Below are 22359 nucleotides of genomic sequence, written 5' to 3'. Positions count from 1 at the left end.
GATCACCTTCGACAACCCGCTCGCGCCCACCGCCACCGGCAGCTACCTCGGCAAGACCAAGGCCGACGTCACCCCGGTCTCGGTGGTCAAGGGCACCGCGGCCGAGATCGCGCCGTACAACTGGAAGCCGGCCGACACCGCGGGCAAGACCCCGTACTACGTGACGGTCAACTTCACCAACAGGACCGGCGCCCCGCTGCAGGACGAGTACTTCATGATGCGGTTCAAGGTGCAGACCGAGCCCAAGGGCACCGGCATCCTGTCCGCCCCGACCGTCCTGCGGTCGATCCCGCAGTGCGACACCGGCAAGAAGCCGGGCACCCTGGCCGACGGCGAGACCCAGCAGCAGTGTGCCGTCTATCTCGTTCCGGACGGCACCCCGCCGCAGTTCCTCGTCTTCGGTAGCGTTCTGGACACCCAGCCGCTGATCTGGAAGGCCGGCTGAGCCCTCCGCCTCCCGATCGAAGGGGTGGCGGAACAGCAGCGTCCGGGCGGTCCGGCGGGTGTCCCACGACACGCGCCGGGCCGCCCGTTCGTGCCCCTAAAGTAGGCAGGCATGCAGGTCATCCAGTCCAGCAAGCTCGCCAATGTCTGCTACGACATCCGCGGCCCGGTGCTCGACGAGGCGATGCGGCTGGAGGAACAGGGCCACCGCATCCTGAAGCTCAACACCGGCAATCCCGCGCTGTTCGGCTTCGACGCACCGCCGGAGATCCTCCAGGACATCCTGCGCAACCTCTCCTCCGCGCACGGGTACGGCGACTCCAAGGGCCTGCTCTCCGCCCGCCGCGCCGTGGTGATGCACTACGAGGAGCGCGGGCTGCACGGCCTGACGGTCGAGGACGTCTTCCTCGGCAACGGCGTCTCCGAGCTGATCCAGCTGGCGATGACCGCACTGCTGGACGACGGCGACGAGGTGCTCGTCCCGGCCCCGGACTACCCGCTGTGGACGGCCTCCGTCTCGCTGGCCGGCGGCACCGCCGTGCACTACCGCTGCGACGAGCAGTCCGACTGGTACCCGGACCTCGCCGACGTCGAGGCCAAGGTCACCGACCGGACCAGGGCGATGGTGGTGATCAACCCGAACAACCCCACCGGCGCGGTCTACCCGCGCGAGGTGCTGGAGGGGCTGGTCGAGATCGCCCGCCGGCACCAGCTGGTGATCTACGCGGACGAGATCTACGACAAGATCCTCTACGACGACGCCGAGCACGTCCCGCTGGCCACCCTGGCCCCCGACCTGTTCTGCGTCACCTTCAACGGCATGTCCAAGTCCTACCGGGTGGCGGGCTTCCGCTCGGGCTGGATGGTGCTCTCCGGGGACCGCACCCGGGCCCGCAGCTACGTCGAGGGCCTGACCGTCCTGGCCTCGATGCGGCTGTGCGCCAACATGCCGGCCCAGCACGCGGTGGCCGCGGCGCTCGGCGGACGGCAGTCGATCAAGGACCTGGTGCTGCCCGGCGGGCGGCTGCTGGAGTCCCGGGACGCCGCGTACCGGCTGCTCAACGAGATCCCCGGGGTCAGCTGTGTGAAGCCGAGGGGCGCGCTGTACGCCTTCCCCCGGCTGGACCCGAAGGTGTTCAAGATCAAGGACGACGCCCGGATGGTGCTCGACCTGCTGCGGGCCGAGCGGATCCTGCTGGTCCAGGGCTCCGGCTTCAACTGGCCCGAGCCGGACCACTTCCGGCTGGTCACCCTGCCGCGCGCGGAGGAGATCACCGACGCGGTCACCCGGATCGGCGTCTTCCTGAGCGGCTACACCCAGCCGTAGGGCGCCGCCTGCCACGAGGCACTCCGGGGTGCCCGGAAAAGCGCTACGGCCGGAGCCCCGGTCGGGCGATCTCCTTGGTCGGGGAAAGATCGTCCGTCGGGTCTCCGGCCGTCCTGTCGCTGACCGGTGCGCGTTTCGTGCGGCACACCGGCCTCTCTACCGCTCCTGCTGAGGCTCAGGCTCAGCCGAGGCGGGCGACCAGGTCTCGGTACTCGTCCCACAGCTCGGTGGGCGTGTGCTCACCGAACATCTCCAGGTGCGCCGGGACGAGCGCGGCCTCCTGACGCCAGATGTCGGCGTCGACGGTGAAGAGCAGGTCGAGGTCCTCCTTCGACAGCTCCAGGCCGTCCAGGTCGAAGCCCTCGACGGTCGGCAGCACGCCGATCGGGGTCTCGACGCCCGCGCCGTCACCCTCCAGGCGCTCGACGATCCACTTCAGCACGCGGCTGTTCTCGCCGTAGCCCGGCCAGACGAACTGACCGTCGGCGTTCTTGCGGAACCAGTTCACGTAGTAGATCTTCGGCAGCTTGGCGGCGTCCGCCGAGGCGCCGATCTTCAGCCAGTGGGCGAAGTAGTCGCCCATGTTGTAGCCGCAGAACGGCAGCATCGCGAACGGGTCGCGACGCAGCTCGCCGACGGTGCCCTCGGCGGCGGCGGTCTTCTCGGAGGCGATGTTGGCGCCGAGGAAGACACCGTGCTGCCAGTCGAAGGACTCGGTCACCAGCGGGACGGCGGTGGCCCGGCGGCCGCCGAACAGGATCGCCGAGATCGGCACACCCGCCGGGTCCTCCCACTCGGGGGCGATGGTCGGGCACTGCGCGGCCGGGACGGCGAAACGGGCGTTCGGGTGGGCCGCCGGGGTGCCGGACTCCGGCGTCCAGTCGTCGCCCCGCCAGTCGATCAGGTGGGCCGGCTTCTCGTCGGTGAGGCCCTCCCACCACACGTCGCCGTCGTCGGTGAGCGCGACGTTGGTGAAGACGGTGTTGCCCCAGAGGGTGTCGATCGCGTTGGCGTTGGTGTCGACACCGGTGCCCGGCGCGACGCCGAAGAAGCCGGCCTCGGGGTTGATGGCGTACAGGCGGCCGTCGGCGCCGAAGCGCATCCAGGCGATGTCGTCGCCGATCGTCTCGACCTTCCAGCCCGGGATGGTGGGCTGGAGCATCGCCAGGTTGGTCTTGCCGCAGGCCGACGGGAAGGCGGCGGCCGCGTACTTGACCTCGCCCGACGGCGGGGTGAGCTTCAGGATGAGCATGTGCTCGGCCAGCCAGCCCTCGTCACGGGCCATGGTCGAGGCGATGCGCAGCGCGTAGCACTTCTTGCCCAGCAGGGCGTTGCCGCCGTAGCCGGAGCCGAAGGACCAGATCTCGCGGGTCTCCGGGAAGTGCGAGATGTACTTGGTGCTGTTGCACGGCCACGGCACGTCCGCCTGGCCCTCGGCCAGCGGGGCGCCGACGGTGTGCACGGCCTTGACGAAGTCGCCGTCCTCGCCGAGCTGGTCCAGCACCGCGCGGCCCATGCGGGTCATCACGCGCATCGACACCGCGACGTAGGCGGAGTCGGTGATCTCGACGCCGTACGCGGCCAGCGGGGAGCCGACCGGGCCCATCGAGAAGGGGACGACGTACATGGTGCGGCCCTTCATGGCGCCGCGGAACAGGCCCTGCTCGCCCTGGAAGATCTCCCGCATCTCGGCGGGGGCCTTCCAGTGGTTGGTCGGGCCGGCGTCCTTCTCCTGCTCGGAGCAGATGAAGGTCCGGTCCTCGACCCGCGCCACGTCCGTGGGGTCGGAGGCGGCGTAGTAGGAGTTGGGTCGCTTGTCCTCGTTGAGCTTCTTGAAAGTGCCCTGGGCGACGAGCAGGTCCGCGAGGCGCTGGTACTCCTCCTCGGAACCGTCGCACCATTCGACGCGGTCCGGCTGGGTGATCTCCGCAATCTCGCGCACCCACGCCAGCAGACGCTGGTGGCGGGTCGGCGCGGCGCTGAGAGCAGCCGAGTTCTCGTTCGACACGATCGCTCCGTTTCACGCCATCCCGGCGGGGAGACGGCGTAGCGGGGGTTGAGGGTGCTTGCAGCGTAGCTCCGCACCTTGGGCCGGAACGCGGCAAGAAGGCAAAGTTGACGCATCTTTTACTACAGTAAGGATGATTACCAGCCAGTAGCAGACCACCCCAAGGGGTCTCGGACCCCCTCCGCCCCCTCCGCCAATGCTCCAAAACGTCCAAGTCGTGATGAGCGCCACTTCCTACGGCCGGGTAACCTACGGACCCGTAGGTAGCGGGTAGCATGCGGCTCATGACTGCTGAGCTCCTGGAGAGCGCGGAGCCTGCGCCGCTCAAGCCGAAGTGGCGCGGCTGGCTGCACGCCGCGATGTTCCCCGCCACCGTGGCCGCCGGGATCGTGCTGATCTGCCTGGCCGAACCGGGGCCCGCGAGAGTCGCGTGCGCGATCTACTCGGCCAGCGCCTGGCTGCTCTTCGGGGTCAGCGCGGTCTACCACCGGTTCACCTGGGGCCCGCGCGGCGACGCGATCCTGCGCCGGCTGGACCACGCGAACATCTTCCTGATCATCGCCGGCACCTACACGCCGTTCACCATCCTGCTGCTGGACGGCGCCGCCCGGCAGCTGCTGCTCTGGGCGGTCTGGGGCGGTGCGCTGGCGGGGATCGCGTTCCGGGTCTTCTGGGTCGGTGCGCCGCGCTGGCTCTACACGCCGGTGTACATCGCGCTGGGCTGGGCCGCCGCGTTCTTCCTGCCCGACTTCCTGCACGCGGGCGGGGTCGCGGTCATAGTGCTGATGATCGTCGGCGGGGTGCTCTACAGCATCGGCGGCGTGGTGTACGGGCTCAAGCGGCCCGACCCGTCACCGCGCTGGTTCGGCTTCCACGAGGTGTTCCACGCCTTCACCCTCGGGGCCTTCATCACCCAGTACGTCGGCGTCTCACTGGTGGCCTACAGCGCGGCCGGCTGAGCCCGGCGCCCCGTGACGGGCGGTCGACCGGTCGTGCGACCGGACGGCCGCCCGTTCCGCTGTCCACTCCCGGACCGGGCGCTCGTGCGGCGCGTGCTCGTGCGACCCGCGCTCGTGCGTGGCGTGCTCGTGCGACCCTTCGCGCCGGCGCTCGCGCGACCGGTCGTGGTGGTCATGGTGGTCGTGACGGTCGTGCGCGTACGGGATCCGCGCCTGGCGCCGTCCGATGGCCCTTCGGCGCCGCCCGGCGGTCCGGCTCGGGCGCCTGGCGGAGCAGTCGCCAGCGCCGGCCCACGTACACCATCAGCAACAGCACCTCGACCCCGGCGACCACCAGCACCAGCGCGGCACCGTTGATCAGATAGGCCGCGACCACGGCCAGCGCCGAGGCCACCACCACTGCGGCACCCCAGATCTGGGCGCCCGACTCCCGCTCGGCCATTTCGGCTTCCCCTTCCTGCGCCGGGCTCGTGGTCGGCCCGTGCCGCCCCACCCCTTCTCCGCTCTCGGCACGCACCGGCCAGCACTGACCGACGGCCACATGGTATCTACCGACAGTCACCCGTAACCGCCCGAAAGCGGCGAACGACAGATCAACGTTGCGTCAATTCCCCGTGCGGAACGCGCACTTCCAGGACACATCACGGAGCGTAGTCAACTTGGAACCGTGATCCGGCATTGACGGGGGCCACCTTTTGGGAGTTACTGTCATTTGACAGCGACTCCCTTCGCAGGCCCCGGAGGTTCCCGTGTCCACCCCGCCCACCGACCAGGCGGCCCCACCCGGGCCGGACCCACGGCGCTGGCTCGCCCTCGTCGCGGTCGCACTCAGCGTCCTGGTGATCAGCTTCGACATGACGGTCCTGAACGTGGCTCTGCCCACGCTCGCCTCGCAGCTCCAGGCCACCACCGGGCAGCAGCAGTGGATCGTCGACTCCTACACCGTGGTGTTCGCCGCGGTGATGCTCCCGGCCGGGCTGATCGGCGACCGGTTCGGCCGCCGCTTCACCCTCACCCTGGGCCTCGCCCTGTTCGGCCTCGCCTCGGCCGTCGGCATGCTGGCCGACAGCCCGGGCACACTGATCGCCGCCCGGGCCGCGATGGGCCTGGCCGGCGCGCTCGTCATGCCGATGTCCATGGCGGTGATCCCCGGCCTCTTCCCGCCCGCCGAGCAGCGCCGCGCCACCGCGATCCTGGCCGCCTCGCTGGCCGTCGGCACCCCGCTCGGTCCGCTGATCGGCGGCTTCCTGCTCCAGCACTTCTGGTGGGGCGCGATCTTCGCGATCAACCTGCCGCTGGTCGTGATCGGCATCACCGCCTGCACCCTGCTGCTGCCGGAGACCCGCAACCCGGCCGCGCCCCGGATCGACCTGCCCGCCACCCTGCTCGGCGCGGGCGGACTGGCCGCGCTCACCTACGGCATCATCGAGAGCCCCGAGCGCGGCTGGAGCGACCCGCTGGTACTCGGCACGGTCGGCGGCGCGCTGGTCGCCCTCACCGCGCTGGTGCTGCGCAGCCGGCGGCAGCAGGACCCGATGCTCGATCTGACCCTGCTCGCCGACGGCGGCTTCCGCTGGTCGACGGTGGCCGCGACGCTGGTGTCACTGGTGCTGTTCGGCGCCTTCTTCGTCCTCCCGCTGTACTTCCAGAGCGTCCTCGGCGCCGACGCCTTCGGTACCGGCCTGCGGCTGATGCCGATGATGCTCGGCCTGATGGTGGCCGCCCGGCTCAGCGACCGGCTCGTCGCCAGGACCGGCCCCCGGACCGTCATCGTCCTCGGGCTGGCCGTACTGGCCGGCGCGCTGCTCCTCGGCAGCCGTACCGAGGTCTCGGACGGCTACGCCCTCGCTGCGGTCTGGCTCACCCTGCTCGGGGTCGGCATGGGCCTGTCCCTGATCACCGCGCAGGCCACCGCCCTGCTCACCCTGCCGCCCGCCCGGGCCGGCGTCGGCTCGGGGCTGCTGCAGACCTTCCGCCAGGTCGGCGGCGCGATCGGAGTGGCCGTCTTCGGCAGCCTGCTGGCCGACTCCTACCGGGGGGCGCTGGACACCGGCGGGCTCGCGGCGGGCGCGGCCGAGCGGGCCGGACGCTCGGTGGTCGCCGCCGACGCGGTCGCCGCCGCGACCGGCGACCCCGCCCTGGCCGCCTCGGCGCACGGCGCCTATGTGCACGGAATGACGGTCGTCCTGCTGGTCTCCGGGGTGATCGCGGTGCTGTCCGCGGTGCTGGTGGCGCTGCGGATGCCGGCCGCCGAACCGGCCGGGGCCGCTGTCGGGGGCGCCGGGGCCGCCGCCGGACCGGCCTCACCCGCCGGGGCGCCGGGAGAGTCGGGGGAGGCCGTCGTGCCCGCGACCGATCACGGATAATCGAAGACATGAGCGCACCGCAGTCGGCAACGGCACCTCCGGCCGGACCGGGCAACCCGATCCAGGCGATGCTGGAGGCGCCGCTGTCGCTGCGCGAGCGGAAGAAGCTGAAGACCCGCCAGACCATCCGGCGCGAGGCCTACCGGCTGATCGCCGAACAGGGCTACGAGAACACCACGGTCGACCAGATCGCGGCCGCCGCCGAGGTCTCCCCGTCCACCTTCTTCCGGTACTTCGCCACCAAGGAGGACCTCGTCCTCACCGACGAGTACGACCCGGCGATGATCGACGCCCTGCTCGCCCGCCCCGCCGACGAACCGTTCCTGCGGTCCTGCCGGGAGGCCCTCATCGGGCTGCTGCGGCAACTGCTGGAGCACGAGCGCGAGGAACTGCTGGTCCGCATGCGGCTGACCAAGGACGTGCCCGCGCTGCGCGCCCGGATGATCGACACCGGCAACGAATCGCAGCGGCTCTACCTCACCGCGCTGACCCGGCGGGCCGACCTGCAGGAGCCCACCTTCGCGATGCGGATCACCGCCGCCGCGATCAGCGCCGCCACCACCGAGACCGTGCTGCAGTGGGCCGAGAGCGGCGGCAGCGAGGACATCGCCGAACTCGTCCACCGCACCTTCGCGATCCTGGAGGACGGGTTCGCCGGGTCATGACGCACGGCAGGACCGACGGCGGAGGCTTCCGCCCCGCCGCCGGTCCGTTGTTCGCCGTCCGCTCCGGTCCTCAGGACGCGTCCACCGCCCGCGCCGCCGTCCGCCGCCGGAGCGCCAGGCCCGCGCCCGCGAGCGCGGTGACGCCCAGGGCCGCGACCGCCGTCACGGCCGGCAGCGCGCTGCCGCCGTTCACCGGAGTACCGGCGGCCTGCGGGGCGCCGGGCTCGTAGCCGCCGCCCTTGCCCGCCCGGTCGTACGCCGAGCCGGGCAGCTTGTCGCCGTACCGCTGCCGGACCAGCCCCTGGTACGCGGCCAGGCTCACCCCGGCCTCGCCCACCGAGCGGCGCGCCTCCTCGTCCAGCGGCAGCACCCGGCCGTCCCGCAGCACGTACCAGGCGTTGATCTGCGGCTCGCGGAACGCCGTACCACCGCCGCCGGCCGCCGCCCGCGCCGCGTAGTCGCTCTCGTCGCCGCCGGTGGCGATGTTGACGACCCGCCAGCCGCCGTTCTGCTTGACCGTCCAGACCGAGGCGATCTGGCCGTCCGCCGCGACCACCTTGCTCGCGGTGAACTCGGCCCGGGCCACCGGGGCACCCGGGGAGCCGGACACGAAGTCCGCGTCCAGCAGGTACACCGGCACGGTGTCACCGGTCAGCCTGGGCGCGGCGGCGTCCGCAGTGCCCGAGGAGTCCGCCCCGACCGTGAGCTGCCCGGTCTGCGGAGCACCCTTGCGGGCGAAGAACCGGCCCAACTGGTCCAGCACCGCCGGACTCTGCACCGCGCCGCGGGCCTGGGCCAGCTCCGCCGCGGGCACCGGCTCGGGCACCCCGCCGGGTCCGGCCGCGGAGGCGGTCGGGGCGAGGGCCAGGCCGAGGCCGGCGGCCAGCAGGACGACCGTCGCGCCGCGGACGGCCGCGGCATCACGCATGCTGCTCATGTCGCCCCTCACGCGCCGATCCGGTACAGGGAGTGGGTCCAGGAGAACGTGCCGTTCGACACGTAGTAGTTGTAGTCCGCCCAGTTGTAGCGGGTGTTGGACGGCCACGGGTCACCCCAGTAGACCCAGTTGTTGGAGGTGTCGAACCCGTAGACCACGTGCATGTGGCCGCCGCCGGAACTCCACTGGATCCGGGTCTCGATCGGCCGGTTGGCGTTCACCTCGGTCTGCACCGTGCTGTAGCGCAGATAGCCGGTGACGTAGGAGCCCGGGTTGATGCCGACCCAGCTCAGGCCGTTCTGCACATCGCCCAGCGTGGCCTGGCTGTTGGGGCAGCCGGAGTTGGTCGAACGGCCGAACGCGGCGTTGCAGAACTGGTTCTGGCTGTAGGTGTAGCCGTACCAGGTGGCGATGGTGTTGCCGCTCGCCGCCCAGCACCAGTTGGTCTGCTGTTGCTGCTGCATGGTGATGTTGAGCTTCTTGAAGGTGCCGGCCAGATCGGCCGTGGCACCTGCGGCGGCGGGCTGTACCCGCTGGGCCTGGACGGGGGCGGACGAGGCCGTGGGGGTGGCCTGGGCCGGGGTGACGGCCGCGACGCTGAGCGCCGGGCCGAGGACGCCGAGTGCGAGCACCGAGACGGTGCGGCGCAGGCGTGTCCGTACGACTGACATGGGGGATTTCCTCCTTGCGACAGGCAGAGGAGTCGAGAGGTGTGGGGGTGCGGTCCGGATCGCGCCACCGAGCATCGCGCTGTTGACATGGCCGGTCAACGCCCCTCGGCACCCCTTCCGCCGGGTGTGAACGCACCCGCCCCGTTGTGAACGCCGGCCCGGGAACCCCTGCCAGTCACGCCCCGACCGGTGACAAACCCCCCTCCACATGTGAATATTCACGACCGACCGGGCCCGCCCCGTCCGCCACCCGAGGAGGCCGCATGCAGCGGACCGACCACCCCGACCTCGCCACCGCGCTGCGGACCGGCCCGTTCCACCTCGCCCTGCGCACCGCCATCGCCGTCCGGGGCCTCGCCCTGCACCGGGTCCGCGACCACCTCGCGCTGCGCGGCGTCCACATCGGGGTCACCAGCCTCAGCTACTGGCAGCAGGGCCACCGCCGCCCCGAGCGGCCGGAGTCGCTGCGCGCCGTAAGGGAGTTGGAGCGGGTCCTGGACCTCCCCGCGCACTCCCTCACCAGACTGCTGGGCCCCCGGCGCGGCGCACCCGCCGAGCCGGCCGGCCCGCCCGTCCGCCCCTACCGCGACCTCATCAGCCCGGCCACCGCCGTCGACGACCTGCTCACCGAGCTGTCCAGCCCGCGCGACACCGGCCTGCACACCATCACCCACATCGAGCGGATCCGGATCGGCGCCGACCGCCAGCTGCTGCGCCGCGACTCCCAGCACGCCCTGCGCGCCCACCGGGACGGGATCGACCGCTACCTCGCCATCCACCAGGGCGACCCGGGCAGCGACATCACCCGGGTCGGGGTCCGCGCCGAGGAGAACTGCCGCCCCGGCCGCATCCGCCGCGACCAGGCCCACGACCTGCTGGTCGCCGAACTCCTGCTGGACCGGCGGCTGCGCGCGGGCGACACCCATCTGCTCGGCTACGGCTTCGACGACGCGCCGTCCCCCACCCCCAGCTGCGAGTACGTCCGGGGCTTCAACTCGGGTGCCGGACAGTACGTGCTCCAGGTCACCTTCCACCCGGAGGCACTCCCCGTCCGCTGCCACCGCTTCGCCCGCCGCTCCCCCGCCGAACGGCCCTACGAGACCGAGGAGCTGACCCTCGACGGCCACCACTGCGTCCATCTGGTCGCGACCGCCCTGCGGCCCTGCATCCTGGGCATCAGCTGGGACTGGGAGTAGGAGGACCGCCCCGGCTCCGGCCACCGGTCGTACCGGCTGCGGACCGCCCCGGCTACCGGTCGTACCGGCCGGGGTCCGGCGCCAGCCGGCGGGCGTCGTAGCGGGGGTCGACGGTGCCGAACAGCCGGTCCCAGACCGTGGTGTAGAAGCCCAGGTTGACCGAGGGGTCGCGGTGGTGGCCGACGTGGAACATCGGCAGCGCCACCCAGCGGAACACCGCCAGCCGCCGGACCCGGACCGGGAACGGCTCCACCCCGAGGTGCCCGAGCAGGCCGAAGACCAGATTGACGCCGATGTAGCCGGCCAGCGCCGCGGCGGACATCCCCGGCCAGAGGCAGAGCACCGCGATCCAGGCCCCGCCGAAACCCAGCACCTCCAGCGGGTGCAGCACGAACAGGGTGGCCGGGCGCGGGTCCGGGTAGGCGTGGTGCAGCTCGTGCGCCAGCCGGTAGAGCCGGCGGCGGTGGGCCAGCCAGTGGCCGCCGTACATCAGCGCGTCCATCACCAGCGAGAACAGCAGCAGATCGGCCAGTGCCCGCGGCCCGGTGTCCGCGGTGAGCCGGATCCAGCCGGCCCGCCAGAGCAGCCAGCCGGCCAGCCCCAGGGCCGAGTTGAGCAGCACGGCGACCACCGTCAGCAGCCGTTCCCGGCGGTCCGGAGGCGCGGGAGCCGGGGTCAGCCGCCGGTCGCCGAAGCGACGGACCAGCCAGCCCCCGGCCAGCAGGGCCACCACGAACAGCGCGAGGTTGCCGGCCAGCGCTCCGACCGCCACCTCCAGCGGCCCCAGCCGGGCCGCCCGTGCGAGTACCGCGTCCACCGTCGCGCCCCCTCCGACCGCCTGCCCTGCCCTGCCCCACCGGTCCGACGCCTTCCCGGTGCCGGTGGTTCCCGACCCCCGTAGACGGCCGTCGGCCGCCGGCAACCGTCGAGGACCGTCGGCGGACCTCAGTCGCCGAAGGCCAGCTCCACGCAGTCCTCCACCGGCCGGTAGCCGATCTGCTGGTAGATCGAGTTGCTGGTCGGATTGGCGAGATCGGTGTAGAGCAGCACCTCCGCCGCCCCTCGGGCGAGGGCAGCGGCCGAGGCGGCCGCCGTGACACCGCTGGCGTAGCCCCGGCCCCGGGCCTCGCCCGGGGTGTAGACCGGGCCGATCCGCGACATCCCGGCGATCACCGCGCTGGCCCCCGCCACCGCGACCGGCCGCCCGCCGTCCTCCCACAGGTGCAGCTGGCCGGCGGCGGTCCGGTCGTCCACCACCGTCGCGACGTTGGGGATCCGGATGTCCACCTCCTCGGCGAACTCGGCGAACCAGCGGATCAGCAGCTCGCGGTCGTCCGCTCCGGCGAGCCGGGACCGGCCGGACGGCGGGCGCGGCGGATCGGCCAACTCGCCGAGCCGGTAGAGCCGTTCGTTGGTCCTGACGGTGCTCGTGGTACCGGTGACCGCGGCCCAGGCGGCGCCGAAGGCCAGCGTCGCGGCCGCGCCCCCGCCCGCTCCGGTGAGCGCTGCGGCCCCGGCCGGAGCGGCGGCCGACCCAGCGGCCGGCTCGGCAACCAGCTCGGCGGCGAGCAGGGCGGCCAGCTCGGCGGCCAGCTCGACCGCGGCCGATTCCGGCATCAGTCCCAGCCGAGGGCTGAACGGCGGCGTCTGCACGAACGCACCGGCGACCGGCCCGTCCGGCTCGGCGCGCCACCAGCCGAACACCGGCACGCCGTCGCCGTAGTAGTGCGGGCCGCTCGCCGCCAGCCGGTCGGTGATCGTGAGCAGGACGGTGTTCTCGGCCGGGTGCGCGGCGAGGAAGCCGCCGGCCCGGGCGCGGAAGTCGTCGAGGGAGCTGCTGATGGTCCAGGGCATGAGCCATCCTCCCCCGGCCCCACCGCCTCCCTCCACCGCTTTTCTACTGCCCGGACACGTCCTGGAACACGCCCAGCCGGGCCGCGAGGACGGCCGGATCGGTGGTCGGGGCGTCACAGGCGAAGTGGCGGCAGACGTACGCGGCGGGCGCGCCGTCGACCAGCGGCCGTCCGGCCAGCAGCGGGACGTCGTCGCTGCCCGCGCCCGGCTCGCCGAGCGCGACCACCGCGCCGGGCGCGGTGCCCAGCAGCGCGGTCCGGTGCAGCGCGGCCGTCGCCGGGTCGCCGGCCGGGCCGATCACCGCGACCTCGCGCGGCCCGTCGGCCAGCGCCTCGGCCGCCGCCAGACCCCAGCCGACGAAGCGGGGCGCGCGCGAGGCCAGCGCCCCGACGATGCCGAGCGCCCGCTCGGCGGCGGTCCGGTGGCGGTCCGACCCGGTGCAGGCGGCGTAGCCGAGCAGCGCGTTCGCGGCGGCGGTCCAGCCGGACGGGGTCGCGTTGTCGGTCGGGTCCTGCGGGCGCCGGATCAGTTCCTCGGCGTCGTCGGCGGTGTCGTAGAGGGCGCCGGTCGCCTCGTCGGTGAAGTGCTTGAGCACGGTGTCGAGCAGCCCGCCGGCCAGCTGGAGCCACTCCGACTCGCCGGTGACGGAGTACAGCGCGAGGAAGCCCTCGGCGGTGTCGGCGTAGTCCTCCAGCACGCCCGCGTTGGCGCCGGGGCGGCCGTCCCGGGAGGTGCGCAGCAGCCGGCCGTCGGGGGTGAGGTGGACGGCGAGCAGCAGGTCGGCGGCGCGCTCGGCGGCGGCGACGAGGTCGGGGCGGTCCAGCAGGGCGCCGGTCTCGGCGAGGGCGGCGACGGCGAGGCCGTTCCAGGCGGCGACCACCTTGTCGTCCCGGGCGGGCGCCGGGCGCTCCGCGCGGGCCGCCAGCAGGCGCGCCCTGATCGCCTCGTACTCGGCGGGGTCCTCGGGGTCGGCGAGGAGCTGGAGGACGGAGGTGCCGTGCTCGAAGGTGCCGTCCGCGGTGACGGAGAACAGCCGGGCGGCGGTGGCCGCGTCGGCCGGACCGAGCAGGTCGACCAACTGGCCCGGCTCCCAGACGTAGTAGGCGCCCTCGCTGCTGGCGCCGGTCTCCTCGTCGAGGCTGTCGGCGTCCAGCGCGGAGGCGAACGCGCCCTCGGGGGTGCGCAGTTCGCGCAGCAGGAAGTCCGCCGTGGAGAGCGCCGTCCGGCGGGCCAGCGGGGAACCGGTCGCCCGCCACAGGTGCAGGTACGCGCGGAGCAGCAGCGCGTTGTCGTAGAGCATCTTCTCGAAGTGCGGGACCACCCAGCGGGCGTCCACCGCGTACCGGGAGAAGCCGCCGCCGAGCTGGTCGTGGATGCCGCCGCGGGCCATCGCCTCGCCGGTGCGGACGGCCATCTCCAGCGCCGCCTCGGAGCCGGTCCTGGCGTGGTGGCGCAGCAGGTACTCGATCACCATGGCCGGCGGGAACTTCGGCGCCCCGCCGAAGCCGCCGTGCCGCTCGTCGAAGTCACGGCTGAGCCCGACCAGCGCCTCGTGCAGCTCGGCCTCGCCGGGCGGCGTGTGCACCCCGCTGCCGACCGCGTAGACGGAGGCCCGCTCGGCCAGGTCGGCCCGGATCCGCCCGGCGACCTCGCCGACCTCCTCCCGCCGGTCCCGCCAAGCCGCGTGCACGCCCTCCAGCACCTGCCGGAACGAGGGCATGCCGTGCCGGGGCTGGGGCGGGAAGTAGGTGCCGAAGTAGAACGGCTCCTTCTCGGGGGTCAGGAAGACGGTCATCGGCCAGCCCCCCTGCCCGGTCGCCGCCTGGACCGCCTCCATGTAGACGGCGTCGACGTCCGGCCGCTCCTCCCGGTCGACCTTGACGGCGACGAACCGCTCGTTGAGGTACGCCGCCGTGCCGTCGTCCTCGAAGGACTCGTGGGCCATCACATGGCACCAGTGGCAGGCGGCGTACCCGACGCTCAGCAGTACCGGTACGCCGCGGCGCTCCGCCTCGGCGAAGGCCTCCGGCCCCCACGGCCACCAGTCGACCGGGTTGTCGGCATGCTGCTGCAGGTACGGCGACGTGGCGTCGGCGAGGCGGTTCGGCATGCCCCCCATCCTTGCGCATCGGCGCCCGGGAGGGGGGCAGGACCTCACTCCTTCGGAGCCTCCGGCTCCTCGACGAAGTCGACCTTCTTGAACTGCCGGTTCATCGACTTGGCCAGGAACCAGGTGGCCACACCGAGGGCGGCGAAGACGACGAAGCCCAGCAGGCCGGGGGTGACCTTGGCGTCGTCGACGGCGAGCTCGGCGGCGAGGTGGGTGAGGTTCACGGGGGCACTCATATCTCTATGGTGGCCCGGCTCACGGGGAGCCGGGCCGTCGGGGGGTGCTTCAGTCCCGCGTGTCGGCCTTCTCGGCCGTCAGGCTGGGGGTACGCAGACCGGCGAACAGGTCGTCCTCCGGCAGGTCCACGTCGACCAGGGTACGGGCGAGCTCGTAGTCCTCGGTGGGCCACACCTCGCGCTGGACCTCCAGCGGGACGCGGAACCACGGGCCGTCCGGGTCGATCTGGGTGGCGTGCGCGATCAGCGCGCGGTCCCGGGTCTCGAACCAGTCGTCGCAGCGGACCCGGGTGGTGATCTCGCGCTCGGTGCGACCGCTCTTCTCCCAGCCGGCGATCCACTCGCCGTAGGGGGACTCGTGGCCGTTCTCGCTGAGGTACTTGTGCAGGGCGCGGATCCGGCCCATCGGGAAGCCGTGGTTGTAGTAGAGCTTCAGCGGCTGCCAGGGCTCGCCGGCCTCGGGGTAGGCGTCGGGGTCCCCGGCGGCGTCGAAGGCCACCATGGTGATCTTGTGGGTCATGATGTGGTCGGGGTGCGGGTAGCCGCCGTTCTCGTCGTAGGTCGTGATGACCTGCGGCTTGAACTCCCGGATCAGGCGGACCAGGGGTTCGGCCGCCTCCTTGACGTCCTGGAGGCCGAAGCAGCCTTCGGGCAACGGGGGCAGCGGGTCGCCCTCGGGCAGGCCCGAGTCCACGAAGCCCAGCCAGGCCTGCTTGATCCCGAGGATCGCGCGGGCCTCGTCCATCTCCTTGCGCCGCACCTCGTGGATGTTCTCCTCGATCTCCGGCTTGCCCTGCAGCTTCGGGTTGAGGACCGAACCGCGTTCTCCCCCGGTGCAGGTGGCCACCAGCACGTCCACCCCCTGGTCGACGTACATGGCCATGGTCGCCGCGCCCTTGCTGGACTCGTCGTCCGGGTGTGCGTGCACCGCCATCAGTCGCAACTGCTCAGTCAACGCGTGCGTTCCTTCCACAAATGTCCGGGCGTCCCGCGCCATCCGGTCCGCCCACCGTCCGAGCCGCTCTCGGGGCCGCGTCACCGCGGGACCGGCCGCGGCGTACGGCGCCGACACGGCCGAGCCCCGCCCCCGCCGGACCGGCCGCGGGCGTGCCCCTCCTATAGTGACGGACTGGAGGAGCCCCGCATTCCCCCGCACCACCCGCGCGGCCTCCTCCTCACGAGAGGACTGAGCCCCATGAGTGCTGGCACCCGGACCCCGCAGCTCCCCGAGGGGCGCTACGGGCGGCGCGGCGACCAAGAGACCGACCGCCGGCTCAAGGTGATCGGCGCGGTCTGCGGGGTGCTGGCGCTGGGCCTGATCGCCTGGCTGGGCAGCTCGTACCTGATCCGGGAGACCCGGATCAACGGCACCGTGCCGACCTTCCAGGCCCTCTCGGACAGCGAGCTCCAGCTGCACCTGGCGGTGCGCAAGACCGAGGGCACCGCCGGCAGCTGCACCGTCCGCTCGCAGGGCGAGGACGGCGCGGTGGTCGGGGTCGCCGACTTCCCCGTCCCCGCGGCGGGCACCGGCTACGACGCGGTGGTCAGCCTGCGGACCACCGCCCGCGGCACCACCGCCGAGCTGCTGGGCTGCACACCCGCCTAGGCCGGGCCCGAAAGGCGCCGACCGGTCGTCCGGACGGCGGTCGGCGCATATTCGCCCGGGCGGGCGGGCATCCGTAGGGGAGTCCCGCCCGCCGATCCGGTACACCTCGGCGCAACGCCGTCGTCAATGACGCGCCAACGACTCTCCCGATTGTCGGCAGGAGTTGTTAGGCTCGTGGTTTCGCCCCTTCCGCACCAGCTGGTACGGGAGCGGGCGTTGCTTTGTAGTTAAGACCGTTATCTGCACCGACCTACGCGCTGACGACTCACACCCTCAGCACAGCCCCAGCACCTACGAGGAGCACCCGTGACCCAGACCAGCGAGAACGTGACCTGGCTCACTCAGTCCGGCTACGACCAGCTCAAGGCCGAGCTGGATCACCTGACCGGCCCCTGGCGGATCGAGATCGCGCAGAAGATCGAGGCCGCGCGTGAGGAGGGTGACCTCAAGGAGAACGCCGGCTACCACGCGGCCAAGGAGGAGCAGGGCAAGTACGAGCTGCGGATCCGCCAGCTCACCCAGCTCCTGGAGCGCGCCAAGGTCGGCGAGGCCCCGGCCGACTCGGGCGTGGTGGCGCCGGGCATGGTCGTCACGGTCGCCTTCGACGGCGACGTGGACGACACCATGAAGTTCCTGCTGGGTTCGCGCGAGGTGGCCGGCGACGACGACCTGGAGATCTACTCGCCGCAGTCCCCGCTGGGCCGCGCCATCGACGCCAAGACCATCGGCGACGAGGCCACCTACGAGCTGCCGAACGGCAAGCGGGCCATGGTCAAGATCATCGAGGTCAAGCCCTACACCGGCTGATCCTCCCCCCGCCGGTCCGGCGGACGGGCGAAAGGGCGGCCGTGGCAGGTGCCACGGCCGCCCTTTCGCGTGCCGCCCCGGGCGAACCGGCCACCCCGGGCGAACGCGCCCCGCTCAGCCCGCGGCCGAGCGGTACTTGCGCACCGAGAGCCAGGAGAACACCGTGATGATCGCCAGCGACCAGAGCACCGACATCAGCTCCGCGTGCTGCATCGGCCAGACGTCGTCCACCGGCCCGACCTGGTTGCCGAAGAGGTTGCGGCAGGCCTGCACGGTGGCGCTGAACGGGTTCCAGTAGGCGATCCCCTGCAGCCAGCCAGGCATCGAGCTGACCGGCACGAAGGCGTTGGAGATGAAGGTCAGCGGGAACAGCCAGATCAGCCCGGCCGAGGTGGCCGCCTCCGGACTGCGCACCGAGAGGCCGATCAGCGCCCCGATCCAGGAGAACGCGTAGCCGAGCAGGAGCAGCAGCCCGAACGCGCCCAGCGCGGACCAGAACCCGTGGTGGATCCGCCAGCCGACCAGCAGCGCGACCACCGCGAGCACCACCAGGGTGAAGGCGGTCTGGCAGAGGTCCGCCAGGGTGCGGCCGACCAGCACCGACGAGCGGGCCATCGGCAGTGAGCGGAACCGGTCCACCAGCCCCTTGGACATGTCCTCGGCGATGCCGGCCGAGGCGCCGGCCACCGCGAAGGTGACCGTCTGGGCGAAGATGCCGGCCATCAGGAACTGGATGTACGTCGAGGAGCTGGACTCCGTCCCGGGGATCTGGATCGCGCCGCCCATGACGTACGAGAACAGCAGCACGAACATCACCGGCTGCATGAGCCCGAACACCACGATCTCGGGGATCCGGGTCATCCGGCGCAGGTTCCGCTTGGCGACCACCCAGGAGTCGTGCAGCACGGCGGCCACACCCCGGCGCTGCTTGGGCACCGCCCCGCCGATGGCGTGCTCGGTGGCACTGGTCATCTCACCGCTCCTTCCCCGCCGGAACGGCCCGCTCGTCCGCGCCGGAGCCGTCGGCGCGGCCCCCGCCAACGCCCTCCTCCTGGTCGGCCTCGGTGTGGTGGCCGGTGAGCGAGAGGAAGACGTCGTCCAGGGTCGGCCGGCGCAGGCCGATGTCGTCGATCTCGATCGAGCGGGCGTCCAGCTCGCGGATCACGTCCGCGAGCACCCGGGCGCCGCCGCTGACCGGGACGGTGATCCGGCGGGTGTTCTTCTCCAGCGCCGGCTCGCCCAGCGCGTAGCCGGACAGCGCGGCCACCGCCTCGCCGACCAGCTCGGCCCGGTGCACCACGACCTCGATCCGCTCGCCGCCGATCTGCGCCTTGAGCTGGTCGGCGGTGCCGCGGGCGATCACCCGGCCGTGGTCGACCACGGCGATGTCGTGGGCGAGGCGGTCGGCCTCCTCCAGGTACTGGGTGGTGAGCAGCAGCGTGGTGCCCTGCTCGACGAGGGTCTCGATGACCTCCCACAGGGCGAGCCGGTTGCGGGGGTCGAGACCGGTGGTGGGCTCGTCCAGGAACATCACCGGCGGCCGGACCACCAGGGCGGCGGCCAGGTCGAGGCGCCGGCGCATACCGCCGGAGTAGGTCTTGGCGATGCGGTCCTTGGCCTCGGTGAGGTTGAACCACTCCAGCAGTTCGAGCGCCCTGGCCTTCGCCGCGCGGACCGGCATCTGGTAGAGCTCGCCGACCATCTGGAGGTTCTCGAAGCCGGTGAGGTACTCGTCGACCGCGGCGTACTGGCCGGAGAGGCCGATCAGGCTGCGGACCCGGTTCGGATGCTTGAGGACGTCGACGCCGGCCACCGTGGCACGGCCGGAGTCGGGCTGGAGCAGGGTGGTGAGGACGCGCACGGTGGTGGTCTTGCCGGCGCCGTTCGGGCCGAGCAGCCCGAGCACCGTGCCCTCGGGGACGTCGAGGCTGACGCCGTCCAGGGCTCGTACGTCGCCGAAGGTCTTCACCAGGTTCTCGGCTTGGATGGCTGGCGCCATGGGCCTGCCTCATCTCCTCGGGGAGGGACGGAAGGGCGGGGACGACTGCGCGGGACAACAAGTGGTCTGTCCCACTTTGCCCCCATTCCTGGTGGGCCAGCGACTCCGGAGCCCCCGGCCCCTACGCGGAGACCACGTACCCCGCGTCCCGCAGCTCGCCGAGCACCGCCGCGCAGTGCTCCGGCCCCTTGGTCTCCAGGTGCAGGTCCACCTCCACCTCGGTCAGCCCCAGCCGGGGGTCGACCCGCACGTGCGCCACGTCCAGCACATTGGCGTCGACCCGGGTCAGCACTCCGAGCAGCCCCGCCAGCGCCCCCGGCCGGTCCGCCAGCCGCACCCGCAGCGAGAGGTACCGGCCGGCGGCCGCGAGGCCGTGCCGCAGCACCCGCTGCATCAGCTGCGGATCGATGTTGCCGCCGGAGAGCACCGCCACCACCGGCCCCTCGAAGGAGTCCGGCTGCTCCAGCAGGGCCGCGATCGGCGCCGCCCCGGCCGGCTCCACCACCAGCTTCAGCCGCTCGAGACCGAGCAGCAGGGCCCGGGACAGCGAGTCCTCGGACACGGTGCGGACCCCGTCCGCCAGGGTGTTGACGATCTCGAACGGCACGTCCCCGGGCCGGCCCACCATGATCCCGTCGGCCATGGTGGCGAACCGCTCCAGCGAGACCGGACGCCCCGCCGCCAGCGAGGGCGGGTACGCGGCGGCGGCCGCCGCCTGCACCCCCACCACCCGGACGTCCGGCCGCAGCGGCTTGACCGCCGCCGCGATCCCGGCCAGCAGACCGCCGCCGCCCACGCCGACCAGCACGGTCCGCACCTCGGGGCACTGCTCCAGGATCTCCAGCCCGACCGTGGCCTGCCCGATCACGATGTCCCGGTGGTCGAACGGGTGGATGAACACCGACCCGCTCGCCTCCGCGTACTGCTGCGCCGCCTGCAGCGCCTCGTCCACGGTCGCCCCGTGCAGCCGCACCTCGGCGCCGTACTCCCGGGTGGCCGCGACCTTGGGCAGCGGCGCGGCCAGCGGCATGAAGACGGTGGAGCGCACCCCGAGCAGCGAGGCCGCCAGCGCCACCCCCTGGGCGTGGTTGCCGGCACTGGCCGCGACCACCCCGCCCGCCCGCTGCACCGGCGAGAGGCCCGCGATCCGGACGTACGCCCCGCGCAGTTTGAACGAGCCGGTGCGCTGGAGGTTCTCGCACTTCAGGTGGACCGGAGCGCCGACCAGCGCGGAAAGGTGGCGACTGCCCTCCATCGGCGTCGTCCGGGCCACCCCGACGAGCATCTTCTGGGCGCCGCGGACATCGTCGAGGGTGATCGGCCAGCTGTGCATGACAGCAGCCTAGGCTTCTTCGGCGCCTCGCCCGGGGACGTCGGCCCTGTTCCCGGGCCCGCCCGGCCCGCGTACGCTGCTGCTTCTGAGCCTCTCTCACCGCATGATGATCGTGAGCCGCGATGACGACGACCTCGCCCCTGGCCTCCGACCTCACCGACCCCGTGCACACGCAACTCCAGTACCAGCTGGCGGTGTTCGCCCGCAGAATGGAACAGGTCCGCGGATCCGACGGAGTGGCCGCCCTGGTCCGGGCCGCCTACCTGCTGCTGGAGCGGCTGGAGCGCCTCGGCCCCGCCAACGTCAAGGCCCTGGCCGACGCGCTGGGGGTCGACTCCTCCACCGTCACCCGGCAGGTCGCCCCGCTGGTCGCGGCCGGCCTGGTCGGCCGGGTGCAGGACCCGGCCGACCGGCGCGCCGTCCGGCTCGCCCTGACCCCGCTCGGCGCCGACCGGCTGGCCGAAGTCCGGGCCGGGCGGACGGAGTTGACGCGTCAGCTGGTCGCCGACTGGCCGCCCGAGGAGCAGCAGGTGTTCTGCGCCCTGCTGGCCCGCTTCAACCACTCGATGGAGTCGTACTCGGCGGGCCGGCAGGGCGGTTAGCGACCGACGGGCACTACTTGCCCAGCGCCTGCTGGAGGTCGGCCAGCAGGTCGTCGATCGACTCGATGCCGACGGAGACCCGCACCAGGTCGGCCGGCACCTCCAGCGCCGAACCGGCCACCGAGGCGTGGGTCATCCGGCCCGGGTGCTCGATCAGCGACTCCACGCCGCCCAGCGACTCACCGAGGGTGAACAGCTCCGCCCGGTTGCAGACCTCGACCGCCGCCTCCTCGCCGCCGTTCACCCGGAACGACACCATGCCGCCGAAGGCCTTCATCTGCTTGGCGGCGATCTCGTGGCCGGGGTGCTCGGGCAGGCCCGGGTACAGCACCTGGCTGACCTTGGGGTGGCCCGCCAGCAGCTCGGCGACCTTCTCGGCGTTCGAGCTGTGCCGGTCCATCCGGACGCCCAGGGTCTTGATGCCGCGCAGCACCAGCCAGGCGTCGAACGGGCCGGAGACCGCGCCCATCGCGTTCTGGTGGTAGGCGACCTCCTCGGCCAGTCCGGCCTCGGCGATCACCAGGGCGCCGCCGACCACGTCGGAGTGGCCGCCCATGTACTTGGTGGTCGAGTGCACGACCACGTCGGCGCCCAGCGCGATCGGCTGCTGCAGGTACGGGCTGGCGAAGGTGTTGTCGACGACCAGCAGCGCGCCGGCGCCGTGCGCGATCTCGGCCAGCGCGGCCAGGTCGGTGATGCCCAGCAGCGGGTTGGACGGGGTCTCCACCCAGACCGCGCGGGTGTTGGGGCGCAGTGCCTCGCGGACCGTGGACAGGTCCTGGGTGTTGGCCACGGAGAACTCGACGCCCCAGCGGGTCAGCACCTTGGCGAAGAGCCGGAAGGTGCCGCCGTAGGCGTCGTTGGGGATCACGATGTGGTCGCCCGGCTTGAGGACGGTGCGCAGGAGCGTGTCCTCGGCCGCCAGGCCGGAGGCGAAGGCGAGGCCGCGGGAGCCGCCCTCCAGCGCGGCGAGGCACTCCTCCAGCGCGGTGCGGGTCGGGTTGGCGCTGCGGCTGTACTCGTAGCCGCCCCGCAGGCCGCCCACCCCGTCCTGCTTGTAGGTGGACACCTGGTAGATCGGCGTGACGACGGCCCCGGTCTGGGGGTCTGCTTCCTGACCCGCGTGGATGGCGAGGGTCTCGAAGCCCTGGGGAAGCTGGTGCTCGGTCATGCTCCGAGCGTAGTCGGCGAACGCCCGGCTGCCGCCCGGAAGGCACCCGGCCGCCGGGGACCGGCCGG

Annotated in this window: 22 protein-coding genes; 9 read left to right on the top strand and 13 right to left on the bottom strand. The window is 72.5% G+C overall.

The window, feature by feature from the left end; all coding sequences use genetic code 11:
• Both VR45_RS15870 and VR45_RS15865 read left to right on the top strand, forming a co-directional pair.
• On the top strand, nucleotides 1–445 hold a 445-nt coding region (locus VR45_RS15870; RefSeq protein WP_045940405.1), incomplete at its 5' end, for a hypothetical protein.
• Between the two features lie 111 nt (nucleotides 446–556).
• The gene (locus tag VR45_RS15865; RefSeq protein WP_045940404.1) at nucleotides 557–1771 is read left to right on the top strand and encodes a pyridoxal phosphate-dependent aminotransferase; all 1215 of its coding nucleotides are present in this window, start codon (nucleotides 557–559) and stop codon (nucleotides 1769–1771) included.
• 181 nt (nucleotides 1772–1952) lie between these two features.
• Here the strand turns inward: VR45_RS15865 and VR45_RS15860 are convergent, their stop codons facing one another.
• Nucleotides 1953–3779: a phosphoenolpyruvate carboxykinase (GTP) gene (locus VR45_RS15860; protein ID WP_045940403.1), complete on the bottom strand. Its 1827-nt coding sequence runs from the start codon at nucleotides 3777–3779 to the stop codon at nucleotides 1953–1955.
• A 275-nt stretch (nucleotides 3780–4054) separates the two neighbouring features.
• Between VR45_RS15860 and VR45_RS15855 the strand changes: the two genes are divergently transcribed.
• Complete coding sequence (locus VR45_RS15855) at nucleotides 4055–4738, top strand: hemolysin III family protein (RefSeq protein WP_045940402.1); 684 nt, start codon at nucleotides 4055–4057, stop codon at nucleotides 4736–4738.
• Nucleotides 4739–4910: 172 nt separating this feature from the next.
• Here VR45_RS15855 and VR45_RS15850 read toward each other — a convergent pair whose 3' ends face one another.
• Nucleotides 4911–5180 carry a hypothetical protein gene (locus VR45_RS15850; protein ID WP_045940401.1) on the bottom strand — a complete coding sequence of 90 codons (270 nt, stop codon included), beginning with the start codon at nucleotides 5178–5180 and terminating at the stop codon, nucleotides 4911–4913.
• Between the two features lie 307 nt (nucleotides 5181–5487).
• Between VR45_RS15850 and VR45_RS15845 the strand changes: the two genes are divergently transcribed.
• Nucleotides 5488–7104 carry an MFS transporter gene (locus tag VR45_RS15845; protein ID WP_063772489.1) on the top strand — a complete coding sequence of 539 codons (1617 nt, stop codon included), beginning with the start codon at nucleotides 5488–5490 and terminating at the stop codon, nucleotides 7102–7104.
• A gap of 8 nt (nucleotides 7105–7112) precedes the next feature.
• Nucleotides 7113–7769, top strand: coding sequence for a TetR family transcriptional regulator (locus VR45_RS15840; RefSeq protein ID WP_078896554.1), 657 nt, complete (start codon nucleotides 7113–7115; stop codon nucleotides 7767–7769).
• A gap of 70 nt (nucleotides 7770–7839) precedes the next feature.
• Here VR45_RS15840 and VR45_RS15835 read toward each other — a convergent pair whose 3' ends face one another.
• Together VR45_RS15835 and VR45_RS15830 are read right to left on the bottom strand one after the other, a co-directional pair.
• The gene (locus VR45_RS15835) at nucleotides 7840–8706 is read right to left on the bottom strand and encodes a hypothetical protein (RefSeq protein ID WP_045940399.1); all 867 of its coding nucleotides are present in this window, start codon (nucleotides 8704–8706) and stop codon (nucleotides 7840–7842) included.
• An 8-nt stretch (nucleotides 8707–8714) separates the two neighbouring features.
• Nucleotides 8715–9377 (bottom strand): papain-like cysteine protease family protein, encoded by a 663-nt coding sequence (locus VR45_RS15830; protein ID WP_052709118.1) that lies wholly within the window; start codon nucleotides 9375–9377, stop codon nucleotides 8715–8717.
• Nucleotides 9378–9640: 263 nt separating this feature from the next.
• On the opposite strand from VR45_RS15830, the gene VR45_RS15825 reads away from it, so the two are divergent.
• The gene (locus tag VR45_RS15825) at nucleotides 9641–10573 is read left to right on the top strand and encodes a hypothetical protein (RefSeq protein WP_045940398.1); all 933 of its coding nucleotides are present in this window, start codon (nucleotides 9641–9643) and stop codon (nucleotides 10571–10573) included.
• Between the two features lie 52 nt (nucleotides 10574–10625).
• Here the strand turns inward: VR45_RS15825 and VR45_RS15820 are convergent, their stop codons facing one another.
• The 5 genes from VR45_RS15820 to mca all read right to left on the bottom strand — a co-directional run bounded on the left by VR45_RS15820 (nucleotide 10626) and on the right by mca (nucleotide 15728).
• On the bottom strand, nucleotides 10626–11390 hold the full coding sequence (locus VR45_RS15820; RefSeq protein WP_045940397.1) for a sterol desaturase family protein: 765 nt from the start codon (nucleotides 11388–11390) through the stop codon (nucleotides 10626–10628).
• A 128-nt stretch (nucleotides 11391–11518) separates the two neighbouring features.
• Complete coding sequence (locus VR45_RS15815) at nucleotides 11519–12427, bottom strand: GNAT family N-acetyltransferase (RefSeq protein WP_045940396.1); 909 nt, start codon at nucleotides 12425–12427, stop codon at nucleotides 11519–11521.
• Between the two features lie 43 nt (nucleotides 12428–12470).
• Nucleotides 12471–14537: a thioredoxin domain-containing protein gene (locus VR45_RS15810; RefSeq protein ID WP_045940395.1), complete on the bottom strand. Its 2067-nt coding sequence runs from the start codon at nucleotides 14535–14537 to the stop codon at nucleotides 12471–12473.
• Nucleotides 14538–14581: 44 nt separating this feature from the next.
• Complete coding sequence (locus VR45_RS15805) at nucleotides 14582–14773, bottom strand: hypothetical protein (protein WP_045940394.1); 192 nt, start codon at nucleotides 14771–14773, stop codon at nucleotides 14582–14584.
• A 49-nt stretch (nucleotides 14774–14822) separates the two neighbouring features.
• On the bottom strand, nucleotides 14823–15728 hold the full coding sequence (mca, locus tag VR45_RS15800) for a mycothiol conjugate amidase Mca (protein WP_045940393.1): 906 nt from the start codon (nucleotides 15726–15728) through the stop codon (nucleotides 14823–14825).
• Between the two features lie 240 nt (nucleotides 15729–15968).
• Here mca and VR45_RS15795 point away from each other — a divergent pair, with 240 nt between their 5' ends.
• Both VR45_RS15795 and greA read left to right on the top strand, forming a co-directional pair.
• Nucleotides 15969–16379: a DUF4307 domain-containing protein gene (locus VR45_RS15795; protein WP_045940392.1), complete on the top strand. Its 411-nt coding sequence runs from the start codon at nucleotides 15969–15971 to the stop codon at nucleotides 16377–16379.
• A 306-nt stretch (nucleotides 16380–16685) separates the two neighbouring features.
• Nucleotides 16686–17186: a transcription elongation factor GreA gene (gene greA / locus VR45_RS15790; protein WP_030397059.1), complete on the top strand. Its 501-nt coding sequence runs from the start codon at nucleotides 16686–16688 to the stop codon at nucleotides 17184–17186.
• Nucleotides 17187–17300: 114 nt separating this feature from the next.
• Here greA and VR45_RS15785 read toward each other — a convergent pair whose 3' ends face one another.
• The 3 genes from VR45_RS15785 to ilvA form a co-directional block, all read right to left on the bottom strand.
• A complete protein-coding gene (locus VR45_RS15785) occupies nucleotides 17301–18158 on the bottom strand; it encodes an ABC transporter permease (RefSeq protein WP_045940391.1) in 858 nt (285 codons plus the stop codon).
• A gap of 1 nt (nucleotide 18159) precedes the next feature.
• Nucleotides 18160–19185, bottom strand: coding sequence for a daunorubicin resistance protein DrrA family ABC transporter ATP-binding protein (locus VR45_RS15780; protein ID WP_045940390.1), 1026 nt, complete (start codon nucleotides 19183–19185; stop codon nucleotides 18160–18162).
• A 121-nt stretch (nucleotides 19186–19306) separates the two neighbouring features.
• Nucleotides 19307–20518 carry a threonine ammonia-lyase gene (gene ilvA, locus VR45_RS15775; protein WP_045940389.1) on the bottom strand — a complete coding sequence of 404 codons (1212 nt, stop codon included), beginning with the start codon at nucleotides 20516–20518 and terminating at the stop codon, nucleotides 19307–19309.
• Between the two features lie 122 nt (nucleotides 20519–20640).
• Between ilvA and VR45_RS15770 the strand changes: the two genes are divergently transcribed.
• Entirely contained in the window at nucleotides 20641–21120 is a 480-nt protein-coding gene (locus VR45_RS15770) for a MarR family transcriptional regulator (protein WP_045940388.1), read from the top strand.
• Nucleotides 21121–21133: 13 nt separating this feature from the next.
• On the opposite strand, the gene VR45_RS15765 is transcribed toward VR45_RS15770, so the two are convergent.
• Nucleotides 21134–22291 carry a cystathionine gamma-synthase gene (locus VR45_RS15765; RefSeq protein WP_045940387.1) on the bottom strand — a complete coding sequence of 386 codons (1158 nt, stop codon included), beginning with the start codon at nucleotides 22289–22291 and terminating at the stop codon, nucleotides 21134–21136.
• Nucleotides 22292–22359: the final 68 nt, after the last annotated feature.

Source organism: Streptomyces sp. NRRL S-495 (assembly GCF_000966955.1).
GTDB classification, from domain to species: domain Bacteria; phylum Actinomycetota; class Actinomycetes; order Streptomycetales; family Streptomycetaceae; genus Kitasatospora; species Kitasatospora purpeofusca.
This window is presented reverse-complemented; position numbering and strand designations above follow the sequence as displayed.